Source organism: Rhodococcus sp. UFZ-B548, assembly GCF_903819475.1.
GTDB lineage: Bacteria > Actinomycetota > Actinomycetes > Mycobacteriales > Mycobacteriaceae > Rhodococcus_F > Rhodococcus_F erythropolis.
Map to the genome: position 1 here is coordinate 75,199 of NZ_CAIJDS010000006.1, position 12,475 is coordinate 87,673.

Consider the following 12,475-nt stretch of genomic DNA (forward strand, 5'->3'; position numbering starts at 1 on the left):
CAGCTCTTTCTGCTTGAAACTCTCTTACTTCTCGGTGACGGGAACCCGGCGCTTGCGCTTGCGGACCATCGGTCGGCGTAGCGAGTCCACGCGCATCAGGATTCGTGGACGACGCAGAGTTCGCGCTCCCCATTCGCCGAGCGTCACGCCAGCGGCCAGAGCGCAGCCGATGCCGAATGCCGACAGCAAGGCAGTCAGACCGATCAGTACCTGGTCGTTGAGCAGCGCGTACAGGCCTCGGTACAGCGACAGACCGGGGAGCAGGGGAGTGATGCCTGCGACCGCGACGACCAGTGGAGGCGTCAGGGCGCGGCGAGCCATCAGACCACCGGCAAGACCGACGACGGTCGCCGCGATCGCTGCGGCGATCACGGGGCCGACGTCGAGTGTTTGCACGAAGATCGACACACCGCTGCCGGCCGCGCCGCCCAGGAATGCCGCGGTGAGTGCACGCCGCTCGGCGTAGCAGGCAAGAGCGTAGAAGACCGACGCACACGCGCCGGAGAGCATGAGGATCGGCAACTGCGTGATGGTCGATACTTCCACGTTGATCGGTGGAAGCGTCGAACCCAGCATCCCGGTCATTCGCAGTGAGATCGCGACACCCGCGATGATGCCGCCCGTCATCATCACCACTTCGAAGAACCGCGCTACAGCCGTGATCGGAGCGCCCATGATCGCGTCCTGGACCGAGCCCACCAGCGACAGCCCGGACAGCAGAACGACCACTCCGGCCGCGATCACTAGCGACGGCCGGATACTGATCCCCAGCTGATCCTGAAAGGTATAGAGCGTCGCGGCGGGCGCAGCCGCGATGAGACCACCGACAACCTGCTGGAAGAAGAACGGCAACCCGAACCGGTTCAGTACGCGGTTGACCCGATCGATAACCATCGTCGTCAGAAACGCGACTGTGGCAACAAGGAACCCGCCGCCGAGCAGGACGGAGACCGAAGCCGCCATCGCTGCCCAGGCCATGGTTGCGGTCCATCGGTTGTACGGGTGCGGCGCCGTCGTGATGGCTGTGAGTGCGTCGTGCGCTTGGTCCGGTGTGATCGCCTCACGGCGGATACGACGCGTCAGACGGTCGACAGCCGCCAGTCGCGTGAAGTCCATCGAGCGGTAGTGGACGATGCGCATCGTGCTCGCCGGCGGTCGCGTCGGGCCACGATAGGCAGAGAGCACAATCGAGTTGTAAGTGACGTCGACGTCACACTGAGCAAGGCCGTAGGTGGCGGCGATGAACTGCACCTGCTCCGCCGTGTCCATGGCCGCGGTCCCGGAGGCGAGGAGGACTTCGCCGACCCGAACCGCCAGGTCCAGAACTTCTGCGACGACGGCGTCGTCTGTGAGGTCGATCGGTTGTAGCGGCGCGGGAGCCGACGTGACCGTGTCGACGGTGGCTTGGCGGTTTCCCGTCAGGCGTGTGAGTGCTTCGGTGAATTTCGCCATCAGGGGGCGGAGTGGGAGTTGCGCATGGGGCCCACGCTATCTAACGTGACCCGGGCGCGGCCACCGTGACGGCTTGGATATGATGGCTCCGCAAAGTCAGTCGCGGCAACGCGTCGGTCTTCGCCTCCTTAGCTCAGTGGTAGAGCACTCGCCTTGTAAGCGAAAGGTCGTCGGTTCAATCCCGACAGGAGGCTCCGAAAGTAGAGGCACTCACCTAGATTCTGGTGGGTGCCTCTGTGTTTGCCGAAGCGCTGTGGTTGCCGAAGCACTGTGTTTGCGGAGATGCTGTGTTTGCCGGGTTCAGTTGGTCTCAGGCTTGTTCGTGGCCTGGCGCGGATCGATCGCGCCGTCGATGTACTGCTGGGCGATCACTCGCAGTTTGACGTTGCTGCGCTGTGAGTCCTGGATGAGGATGCGGAAGGCGCGGTCGGCGTCGACGCGGTGGGTGCCCATGATGATGCCCTTGGCCTGTTCGATGACGCCTCTCGATTCGAGTGCACGCTCGAGGTCCATCGCGTGCTTTCTGGCGATGTCGAGGCGCTGCGAGCTGTGCAGTGCGTAGGACGAGGTGACGGCGAACAGTTGGAGCAATGCCACGTCGGCGCCGGTGAAGCCTCGGAGGTCATGGCTGTAGAGATTGAGGGTTCCCAGTGGGCGATCTCTACCGGGCAATGGCATCGACAGAAAGCTGACGGCGCCGACTGCTTTTGCCGCGCTTGCGAATTGAGGCCACCGGCTGTGGGCTTCGCTGGCATGCGCACGTACAACCGTGCCCGTGCGTGACGACGTCACACTCGGTCCGTAGTCCAGTCGGAATTGGATCGAGTCGACGGTGCGAACGAGTTGATGGGTGGCGGCTACGGTTCGGAATGTCGAATCCGAACCGCCGATGGTAATTCCGGCCATGTCGGCGTCGGCGATGAGATCGACGGCGTGTTTGCAGACCTGTTCGAGAAATTGCTCGGCCTGGGCATGTGGATCGAGGTGCGCGTACAGCGATTGCAGGGCGTCCGAGGCGGCGTCCAGGCTGTCCTGCGACGCAGAATTTCGGCCCCCGGTAGGGCCGCGGTGTTCTCTGGCAATGCGCGGCGCCGTCATTGTCTCAACCACCCTTCCCCATCACGTCGCAGGCATGTCCGATTCGTCTTATTGTTGCACCGGACTAACTGTTGTGCACTCTGTTTGGGTGGACAAGTGTCTGGTGGGGCAGACGGTTATGCGGGTGGGATACGTATGCCTAATCGTGATGTTTGGTTCAGTCATTTGCGGGTAGTGCGCCGAGTATGGAATTGCGTTGTCCTGCAACAGTTAACGCGGAAACTGCGACCGCGGTACAAGTTTTCTCCGCAATGGCGCGCAGGTCGCGAACTTGGCCTATTGTCAGCGCCAGCGCACAATCTTGTACGCGTAACCCGCAGACAGTGAAGGGGATACGACGATGAACGGACTGATCGCGGCTCTGAACAGTGGAATGACCGTTGGCTTGGCCAACACGATTCTGACTTTCGGCGGAATCATCATCAATCTCAACATCGTGATCAACAACTGACCGCGTAATCGGCGAGTAACCGTTTGTTATGCCGATTCGATCGGAAGGTCCGGCCCTGGGCGCTCGCCCTTGCTCTTGAGCCAGCGATTGGGAAGCTTGCCGGCCAGTTCTCCGAGTGGACCGACTGCAGCACTGAGGATTCCGACTGTTTCCTGCAGTACCTCGATGCTGGCGCTCATTCTCTCGAGGTTGGGGGCGAGCGAAGTCAAGGTATCGGACAGTGCAACGATCTGGTCAAGCGGGCCGCCTTCGGCGATGAGCCGTTCGAAGGCGCCGTTCTCCGCCAAGAGCGTTTCGAGGATGCCGTTCTCGGCCAGTGCGCGATCGATGACACCGTCCTTGGCAGTCAGGCGTTCGACGGCACCGTCCTGTGCGGTCAGGCGTTCCAGCGGACCGTCCTCCGCCATCATTCGGTCGAGGAGACCGTCCGGAGCGAGCAACCGTTCCAAGGCGCCGTTCTCGGCGAGCACCCGATCCAGCGGTCCGCCGGGAGCAAGAAGTCTTTCGAGTGGTCCGCCAGGAGCGAGAAGTCGTTCGAGAGTGCCGTCGGGTGCAGTCAGTTTGTCGACCGGGCCGCCGGGTGAGAGAAGGCGATCGAGCGGCCCACCGGGGGCCAAGGCTTGCCCGATGGGCCGATTGTCTGCAGTAAGCGATGACAACTGCTGGATCATCTGCATGGGTCCGCGAGGGCTGGCCAAGCCTGCTGCACCCGCCGTCACGGCACCGGTATTACCGACGGCGATACGAACTGTCGTGACCGTCAGCTCGGCGATACCCAAACTGATCTCTGCGGCTGCAATGCCCGCGCGTAGGGGAAGCGTGAGCATCTCCAGCAGTTTCATTCGTTAACTGTAACCGGTAACACACAAACACTCATCAGGATCGCCGGTCAGTGAAGGACCTTCAGACCGACCACACAACCGACGATGCCAAGGATCAGCAGAATCTTGACGACTGACGTGGACTCCGCGCCGGTGATCATCGCGTATCCGACGGTCAGGGCGGCGCCGATGCCGACCCAGACCGCGTACGCAGTTCCGATGGGAAGGGTGCGCATTGCATACGCGAGGCCGGCCATACTGACGATCAGGCCGAGGATGAAGACAACGGTGGGTGACATCTTGCTGAATCCGTCGGACTTACCCAGCGCGGTAGCCCAGACAGCTTCGAAAAGTCCGGAAATGACGAGCACGATCCATGCCATGGTGAACAACTCCCAAGGCACCGTCTTTTCGCTGGCCGGGTACGGTGCGCTCGTCCGGATGTCGTCGTTGACCACCCAACCATAGCAACAGAATTCTGCGTTCCGACCCGATCAGCTGGCGATTTAGGTCACCACAGCCGTTCGAACTCTCTTCAGATGGATGGTCGACATGGCCACCACAATCGTCGCCGTCGCAGCGAGAACAGTCAAAGGAATCGGCGTGGTCACGGCGGCCGGTCCGTGTTCCTCGAGCGGAGCGGTCGACCACCCGAATTCCTGCGAGACAGGGTCCAGGAAGGTCGCTGAAACCGAGAACAAGGTAAGAGTGAAGGGAAGTACGGACCCGCTCGCGACTGCTCCGACGGCAACAGGCATGCATGACGCGACGGCCAGTCCCAGCGCAAGCGGGAGGACGAAGACATAGGCGACCGTGGTCAGGGCGGCATCCAGCAATCCCGAGAGTGCGGTCACGGCAAGCAGTCCCAGGGGGCATTGGTCTTTTCCAGCCGACGGCGACGCCCAGCGCCAGCGCAGCACCCACCGTGGGCACCGCCCAAGTCCAGTCGGATGAAAAGGAAATCGAGCTGATCGAAACCGCGCCGATTGCGAGTCCGGCGAGTATGAAGCGGCCGTCGTGTTGCGGCAAACGCCAAGCCAGTGCGACGGTAATGGCAACTGCGATCACCACCGCCGTCACCCAGGACCCATGCGATGTCGACGTCGAGCCCAACCACGCATACAGGGCCGTGAATGCCAGGGGCAGAACAACTCCCAAAGTCGCCAGGCGTGTGTCGACGTCGTCCGTCTCTTGACCTGATCGTGCGACCGAGGCGACTCCGGCTACCAGAAGGGTTGCAGCGAGCAGTATCCAGACGGGAACCGTGGACGGCACGGGGTAGGTATCGCCCGGAAGTGTGAGCGACCACCTTGCGACGCGATCGCGCCACAAGTCTGCGCCGCCGAAGTACAGGGTCGTCGCGGTCACCCCGAGTGCGAGAGCAATTTGTGCTGCGCGGTGACTCTTCGTCGGATATGCCGCCGCCGCGAGGAAAGTGCCGGCTCCCATTGCGTTCAGGGTCACCGATATCGAGGCGGAGACAGGGACGAATGCTGGTAGCGCGATGACGAGGGCGCCAACGGCAGCGAAGACACTCGCGAGTCCGCCACGTCCCCAGCGATGTAGTAGCGCAACACCGACCGCCGCAACCACAGCGGCAGTTGCTCCCGCCCACTGCGGTGTGATCACCACCGAGGTGAGGCCGTCGTCGGAGAACGAGAAGTCGTCAACTCGGGACTCGGCCACTGCGTACGCAGCCACCACACCGCCGACCAGCGCGGACGCCACCGAACCGTAGAGCTGAGCGATTTGAACTGGGCTACGTTGCTGCATAATTCGTCGAATTTTTGCACAACTCGCCGATACGACTGATCGTCGCATCGCCGTGTGGATCCATCCACACCGGTTCCCCGTCTCGAAGTCGAGGAACAAGCAGATGGCGCCCTCGGCTCGGCCACTGAACGAAGTCGTACCCGGCCAATTTGGTCTGAACGATATCGGCGACCCACACCGCAGCGTCCGCGAATGCAGTATCCATCGACAGTGCGTTGAAGTGGCTGAATCCGCCGATGTCACGTGCGCCTTGCCAGCCGATCGTGACGTTGTAGTCGCTGTTGATCGAAAATTCCCAGATCAGACGATCGACAACAACTTCAGCTCCGAATCGCAGGCAACGCAGATCTTGGGCTACAGCCGCGAGGGCTTGTGCCCAAGACTCCGGTGGCGCGAAGCCGGGATCCTCGCCGGGATCGGAGTTGTTGGTGAACAGAGGAATACGCCAGGTCAAGCATTCCATGTTCCACAGTGGAGGAAGTGACATGCCGCATCCTTCCGGTTCGTGGGCCTGTACCCCAGCTTTTCGCCTGTACCCCAGCTTTTCACCTGCACCCGGCTTTTCACCTGCACTCAGCCGTTCACAGGAAGCTCCCAGGGAACATACAGCGAGAATCCAGTGGCAGGGGAGAAGATGGTTCTCGTGACCGACAAGACCCCCGAAGCCCGCATCCTCGTCGTCGACGACGAACCCACCATCGTGGAGTTGCTCTCCGTGAGCCTCCGATTCCAGGGCTTCGAGGTGGCAACTGCTTCGAGCGGAGCCCAAGGCCTGGACGTCGCACGGACATTTCGTCCCGACGCGATTGTTCTCGACGTCATGATGCCCGGGATGGACGGCTTCGGTCTGCTTCGACGCCTCCGTGCCGACGGTGTGGACGCACCGGTCCTGTTTCTGACGGCGAAGGATTCGCTCGACGACAAGATCAGCGGCCTGACCCTCGGCGCGGACGACTACGTGACCAAGCCGTTCAGCCTCGAAGAGGTCGTGACGAGGTTGCGGGTCATCCTGCGCCGCGCCGGCCGCGGGGTCGCACCGGAGCAGTCGCCGCGGGTGAAGTTCGCCGACATCGAACTCGACGACGACACCCGCGAGGTCTGGAAGAAGGGCGAGTTGGTTGCACTCTCACCCACCGAGTTCACACTGCTCCGATACTTCATGGTCAATGCCGGGACGGTTCTCAGTAAGCCTCGAATTCTCGACCACGTCTGGAACTACGACTTCGGCGGGGAGGTCGGAGTTGTCGAGTCCTACGTGTCCTACCTGCGGCGCAAGGTGGATACGGGGGAGACACCGCTGATTCACACATTGCGTGGGGTCGGCTACGTGATGCGTGAACCGCGGCAATGATCGCCGCCGCGGAAAACGATCAGCTTCCGAAGCGGGGTCGTTTCCGTCTCCATTCACTGCCGCTGCGCTTCACCCTGGTTGCGGCCTTGCTGGTGTTGGCGGCACTGGGTCTGTTGGCGTCTGGCGTCGCGGTCACTTCTGCTCTCGAGAATTCACTGACCCAGCGAACCGACAAAACGCTGTACGAGGCGGTCGAGGGCTGGGCAAAGCCGCACACCAGAGATTTGCAGCCACCCAGCGATGTCGGTCCGCAAACTCGTCCGCCCAGTCCCTTCTTCGTTCGGACGGTGACCCCGGACGGGAAGGTGTTCACTCTCAACGACAAGTCGACGACAACCGAACCCGACCTGTCGAAAGATTCCACCAACGGCCCGATCACCGTCGGATCGAGCGACGGTTCGGACGTGAACTGGCGAGTTCTCACGACGGTTCGCGACGACACGACCACGACTATCGGTGTGCGACTGACGGATATCGAACAGACCGTCGACGACCTGGTCGGCCTGCAACTCGGCATCGGCCTGGTTGTCCTGCTGATCCTCGGCGGCGGAGCGTATTTCGTGGTTCGTCGGAGCCTTCGTCCGCTGGTCGAGGTTGAGGAAACTGCCGCTGCCATTGCCGCCGGCGACCTTCATCGACGGGTCCCGGAGCGTGACGACCGCACCGAGGTCGGCCGATTGTCGGTGGCGCTCAACGGAATGCTCGCGCAGATTCAACACGCATTTGCCGCGACCGAGGCTTCGGAGGAATCAGCACGGCGTTCTGAGGAGAAGATGCGTAGGTTTGTCGGCGACGCGAGCCACGAGTTGCGCACACCCTTGACGACTATTCGTGGGTTCGCCGAGTTGTATCGCCAAGGCGCCATGACGGATACGGAAACGCTGATGAACCGGATCGAGGGCGAGGCGTCGAGGATGGGACTTCTGGTCGAAGATCTGCTCATGCTGGCAAGACTCGACGAACAGCGTCCACTCGAGAACAAGCCGGTGGATCTGCTTGCAGTTGCGGCGGATTCGGTACAGGCGGCACGAGCGATCGCACCGGATCGAACTGTCGAACTTCAGATGACCGGCGGCCCGGGCCTGCCCGAAGTGCAGGGTGACGAGGCCAGGCTGCGTCAGGTAGTCGCCAATCTGGTGGGCAACGCGATCAAACACACTCCGCCGGATGCGCAGGTCACCGTTCGTGTCGGTACGACCGAGAACTCCGCGGTGGTCGAGGTTTCGGATACCGGTCAGGGTTTGAGTGACGAGGATGCCGCGCGGATCTTCGAGCGTTTCTACCGCGCCGACACCTCTCGCACCCGTGAGACCGGGGGCGCCGGTCTCGGCCTGTCCATCGTTTCGGCTTTGGTTGCAGCGCACGACGGAACCGTCAGCGTCGAGACCTCCCTCGGGCAGGGGACGACGTTCCGCGTCGAATTGCCGCGTGACCCGAAGGACGACTGACGCGGATTACCGCAACCGGCTCCTCAGAAGTAGGTGTGCACCGTGCCGACGACGCGGTAATCCGAATCGACCTCGGGAATCAGTGACCACTTGTCGAACGTGGTGCAGGGATGCGAGATTCCGCAACCGAGCAGATCGCCGACCTTCACGTCGAAGTCAGCTGGAACTTCGACGTACGCGTGCTGGTCGTTGAGTGCGGTGATCGTCAGCTCTCGCGCTGATCGGTTGGATCCGTCGCGTCGGCGCCACAGGACTATGGGAAAGCCTGCGTCGGAGCCGACGTCGCGACGACCGAAACCCAGGATCGCGCGGCCGGGTTCAGGAATGGAGAGCACTACGCCCCAGACCTCTGCGGCTCCCTGCAGAGTTCGCGGACCGTCAGCCCACGGCGAAGTTTCGGCATAGAGACCGTGATCGTGAGTGATGTAGCAACCGCTGCGCAGCACGACGCGTACACCGTTGTCGAGTGCCCACCGTCCGGCCAGTTCGCGTACAACGAGATCGTGAAATGCACTGCCGCCGAAAGTGGCCAGTGGCCGGGGAGCCTTCGCGGAGTTGTTCTCGAACAGGTTCTCGGCAACACAGATTTCCGTGAAAACCCGCGCGGATTTGAGATACGAATCGACGGAGATACGGCGGGCTGCTACCGAGGCTCCGGGCATCATGCCCTCGAACCCCTCGACTCCGGTGAGAATCAACGAAGGAGCCTGCGATGCTGCGCGTGCGACGTCGAGTGCTTGCTCGACAGTGCGAGCGCCCGCGCGTCCGCTGTCGTAGCCGAGTTCGACGAGAACCCGGATACGGCTGGCTGGTGAGACTTTCGCGATCAACTGTTCCATCAGGCGGACGCTCTCGACCGAGTCCACGAGGGTGGTGACGAAGAAATCGGGGTCGGTGGCCTGGGCGTCGCAGATCCACCGAATGCCGGCGGGATCGAGCACCTGACTGGCGATGATGATGGTGTCCACACCGAACTCACGCAGAATGCGTGCCTGCGCAACGGTTGCCGCCGTCATCGCCCAAGCCCCGGCGTCGAGTTGCCGACGAACCAGTTCGGGGCTCATCGTGGTCTTCGCGTGGGGCGCCAGATCCACATCGTGATCGGAGCAGAACTGCGCCATGAGGTCGACATTGTGCGCGATCGCTGCACGATCGAGTGTCATCACGGGTAGCAGGAGGTTGCCGTCGAGCGCAGAGATCCCCAGTGGCTCCAGGTCGGAGCCGTCGCGACCTTCGAGGTCGGTGCCGAATGCCTTGTGCTGCCAACCGATCGGGGGGTTCGCGAAATCCGTCATGGCATCGATTGTGCCGTTGATTGCAGACGATGTGTTCATGTGTGGTGACTTTCTGTCAGAACTATGCAGGTCAGAACGAGATCCGGCTATGAGCGGCGTACCGGGCGACCGGGCAACGCGTCCTGGACCACGGCACCGCCTTCGACGACGGGTACGCCGCCGACCAGCACGCGGCTGATTCCGGTGGAGGGACGGATGCCGTCGATGTAGGTGGCGTTGTCGGTGATTCGCTCGGGGTCGAAAACGAGGATGTCCGCGTCGCTACCGGGGCTGATCCGACCTTTCGTCGCCATCGAGGGAACCGACTCCTCCAGAATCTGCGCGGGGATCAACGAGCAGCGCGCGATGATCTCCGACAGCGACAGCAGTTGACGCTCGCGGTACAGCGTACGAATCGCACGTGCATAGGTGCCGGCGCCGCGGGGATGGCCGAGCGCCTTCTCCGGCAGTGGCCACTGCAACGCGTCCGCTGCGGTACGACCGGGCCAGGTCAGTGGCATCGCGTCGCTCGCGATGGCGGCGCGGTCGAAAGTCATCGCTCGTTCGAGGAATTCGCGCTGCACGGTGTCGTTCTCGTCGAGGAACTCCACCAGTACCAGTCCGCCGGGGTCCGTTGCCCGAAGATGTTCCAGCTGCTTGCGGTCCGCGATACGTTCACCGGTGGGCACGAAAGTCAGCGATCGTGGTGTCAGATTCATCAGATGCAGCTTGTCTGGATCGAGAAACGCAGCTCCGACGGCCGTTGACCCTGACCCGTACGGATACGCCTCTGTCGTGACGCGAGATCCGGCTGCCTGGACCTGAGCCACCACGGACAGTGCATGGTCGACGTGCATTCCCGAGGTGCTGTTGACGTGGCAGTAGTGCATGTGCGCGCCGGTTTCGGCTGCTGCACGGGCGATTTCGACGGCGCCGTCCACCGGGCTCGACGGGTCGGCCGAGATGAGTGGGCGCGCATGGGTGTAAGTGGGAACTCCGGCTCGGGCCGCGAGATCCGCCACCTGCAGGTACTCGGCCGGATCGGATTTCGGGGCGTACCCGACCACCACGCCGATGCCGAGAGCGCCTGCAGCGAGATCGTTTTCGAGGAGTTCGAGAATGTGGGCGCGCTGGGAGGCGGTCGGTTCTCCCTGCCAGCTCGGGGAACCGACATGGTGCAGGAGAGTCCTGATGTCGCCATCGGGATCGGCGCCCGAGAGTTCGATCATGCGGGCGTGCGCCCACGACGTCGCGTAGCCGTAGTTGATCGGGCGCCCCTCGGCACCGGCACGCGCATATGCCTTCGCAACAGGAATGACGCCTGCCTCCAGTTCTAGGGCCGTCGTCACTCCGTCCAACGCCTGAAGTCGCTGCTCGGCGATTTCCTGTCCGTGGCTGTGCAGGTCGATGAATCCGGGGCAGATCACGTGACCGGTCACGTCGATCGTCTGCCGAGCCTCGATCGCGTCGTGACCCCACGCCGAGACCTTGCCGTCGGTGATCGCGATGCCCCGAACCTCGTCGGTCCCCGATGCGGGATCGACGACGCGGCCGCCGGTGAACACGATGTCGTGGACCTGCATCAGCGCTGCACTCCTGTCGTTGGTCGAACCGCCTGGCCCGGCGAATGTCCCGATGGTTTCACGGCTCGGGTATCGGATTCTGGTGTGAACGTCCCAAATGGAGGCCGACTCACCGTTCGACCGGACAAGAAACGAATGCAGTCGAGTGTGAAGGTGAAAGCGAAGTTATCAATTCAGCCGATTGAGATCGATGGAGGACAGGAATGCACGTCTATATTTCGGTGGACATGGAGGGTATCGCGGGTATCGCGACGCTCGATCAGACGATCCGCGGCGGTGGCGGCTACCACCGTGCGCAGATGCTCATGACTGCCGAGACCAATGCTGCGATCGCCGGTGCGTTCGACGCCGGTGCGACGAGCGTCCTGGTCAACGACAGCCACGGAACGATGGACAACCTGCTTCACGCCGATCTGGATCCACGGGCGCGCCTGATCTTCGGATCACCCAAGATGCAGTGCATGGCCGAAGGAATGACGTCGGATCACGACGTCGCCCTGTTTGTCGGCTATCACGCACCAGCTGGTGGACCCGGCGTCCTGGCGCACACGTTCTCGAGTTTGTTCGCCGACGTCCGCCTCGACGGCAAGTCCGTCTCCGAGACCGACGTCAACACCCTCTACGCTGCCACCCAGGGCGTTCCCGTCGGTCTCGTGACGGGTGACGACATCATCTGTGGCTTGGTGGACGCGGCCTCGCCGACAACCGAGACCGTCGAGGTCAAGAAGGCACACGGATGGTCGGCAACCAATTCGCTGCCGCCGTCGCTGGCGTGCGAGCAGATCCGAGCAGGCGCCGAGCGCGCAGTGCGCAAGGCTGACACGCTGAAGCCGGTCGAGCTGCGTGACGAATGGACCCTCGAGATCGTTCACCCCACCACGACGGGAGCTGAACTCGCCGAGGCTGTTCCCGGCTCACGACGGATTTCGGATCGTACGATTTCGCACACACTCGGCAGCGTCGACGACATTCTCGGCCTGATCACTGTCAATGCTCGGCTTGCAGCCGCAGGCGTCTCGACGATCGTGGCAGTCGCCAATCGCACGTGATGAAGTAGCGACTCTATCTCGAAATGCCGCCGACGCCGTGTGCGTCGGCGGCATTTGTCATCTACTGGGGCAGAACATGTTCCGACCGACCAAACGTTGCTTCAGGTATTGGTGAAACGGACCAATGCGGTAGACGTGTTCGCTGTCACACTTCATCAGTCTTTTCAATGTTCTA

General features: G+C 62.4%; 12 protein-coding genes, 1 tRNA gene and 1 riboswitch. Of the genes, 5 read left to right on the forward strand and 8 right to left on the reverse strand.

Annotated elements, in window-relative coordinates; genetic code table 11:
* Positions 1-24: 24 nt before the first annotated feature.
* Complete coding sequence (locus H7C86_RS08435) at positions 25-1,452, reverse strand: threonine/serine exporter ThrE family protein (protein WP_019747016.1); 1,428 nt, start codon at positions 1,450-1,452, stop codon at positions 25-27.
* Positions 1,453-1,574: 122 nt separating this feature from the next.
* Here H7C86_RS08435 and H7C86_RS08440 point away from each other — a divergent pair.
* A tRNA-Thr gene (locus H7C86_RS08440) sits at positions 1,575-1,646 on the forward strand.
* A 106-nt stretch (positions 1,647-1,752) separates the two neighbouring features.
* Here H7C86_RS08440 and H7C86_RS08445 read toward each other — a convergent pair.
* The 4 genes from H7C86_RS08445 to H7C86_RS37180 form a co-directional block, all read right to left on the reverse strand.
* Positions 1,753-2,550, reverse strand: coding sequence for a GAF and ANTAR domain-containing protein (locus tag H7C86_RS08445; protein WP_020968516.1), 798 nt, complete (start codon positions 2,548-2,550; stop codon positions 1,753-1,755).
* 477 nt (positions 2,551-3,027) lie between these two features.
* Positions 3,028-3,843, reverse strand: coding sequence for an ABC transporter (locus H7C86_RS08450; protein WP_182261397.1), 816 nt, complete (start codon positions 3,841-3,843; stop codon positions 3,028-3,030).
* A 47-nt stretch (positions 3,844-3,890) separates the two neighbouring features.
* Entirely contained in the window at positions 3,891-4,205 is a 315-nt protein-coding gene (locus tag H7C86_RS08455; protein ID WP_020906330.1) for a multidrug efflux SMR transporter, read from the reverse strand.
* 14 nt (positions 4,206-4,219) lie between these two features.
* Positions 4,220-4,285: riboswitch (guanidine-III (ykkC-III) riboswitch) on the reverse strand.
* Between the two features lie 43 nt (positions 4,286-4,328).
* The gene (locus H7C86_RS37180) at positions 4,329-4,676 is read right to left on the reverse strand and encodes a hypothetical protein (RefSeq protein ID WP_259349068.1); all 348 of its coding nucleotides are present in this window, start codon (positions 4,674-4,676) and stop codon (positions 4,329-4,331) included.
* A 650-nt stretch (positions 4,677-5,326) separates the two neighbouring features.
* Between H7C86_RS37180 and H7C86_RS37185 the strand changes: the two genes are divergently transcribed.
* A complete protein-coding gene (locus tag H7C86_RS37185; protein ID WP_259349069.1) occupies positions 5,327-5,560 on the forward strand; it encodes a hypothetical protein in 234 nt (77 codons plus the stop codon).
* 21 nt (positions 5,561-5,581) lie between these two features.
* On the opposite strand, the gene H7C86_RS08465 is transcribed toward H7C86_RS37185, so the two are convergent.
* Complete coding sequence (locus H7C86_RS08465; protein ID WP_070796339.1) at positions 5,582-6,082, reverse strand: hypothetical protein; 501 nt, start codon at positions 6,080-6,082, stop codon at positions 5,582-5,584.
* Between the two features lie 147 nt (positions 6,083-6,229).
* On the opposite strand from H7C86_RS08465, the gene H7C86_RS08470 reads away from it, so the two are divergent.
* Positions 6,230-6,946, forward strand: coding sequence for a response regulator transcription factor (locus H7C86_RS08470; RefSeq protein WP_007734368.1), 717 nt, complete (start codon positions 6,230-6,232; stop codon positions 6,944-6,946).
* Entirely contained in the window at positions 6,943-8,394 is a 1,452-nt protein-coding gene (locus H7C86_RS08475) for a cell wall metabolism sensor histidine kinase WalK (protein WP_182261398.1), read from the forward strand. The genes H7C86_RS08470 and H7C86_RS08475 overlap by 4 nt, the downstream gene beginning before the upstream one ends.
* A 23-nt stretch (positions 8,395-8,417) precedes the next feature.
* Here the strand turns inward: H7C86_RS08475 and H7C86_RS08480 are convergent, their stop codons facing one another.
* Together H7C86_RS08480 and H7C86_RS08485 are read right to left on the reverse strand one after the other, a co-directional pair.
* Positions 8,418-9,728, reverse strand: coding sequence for an alanine racemase (locus H7C86_RS08480; protein ID WP_182261399.1), 1,311 nt, complete (start codon positions 9,726-9,728; stop codon positions 8,418-8,420).
* A 47-nt stretch (positions 9,729-9,775) separates the two neighbouring features.
* Positions 9,776-11,251 carry an amidohydrolase family protein gene (locus H7C86_RS08485; RefSeq protein ID WP_182261400.1) on the reverse strand — a complete coding sequence of 492 codons (1,476 nt, stop codon included), beginning with the start codon at positions 11,249-11,251 and terminating at the stop codon, positions 9,776-9,778.
* 203 nt (positions 11,252-11,454) lie between these two features.
* Here H7C86_RS08485 and H7C86_RS08490 point away from each other — a divergent pair, with 203 nt between their 5' ends.
* Complete coding sequence (locus H7C86_RS08490) at positions 11,455-12,300, forward strand: M55 family metallopeptidase (RefSeq protein ID WP_019747026.1); 846 nt, start codon at positions 11,455-11,457, stop codon at positions 12,298-12,300.
* Positions 12,301-12,475 lie beyond the last annotated feature (175 nt).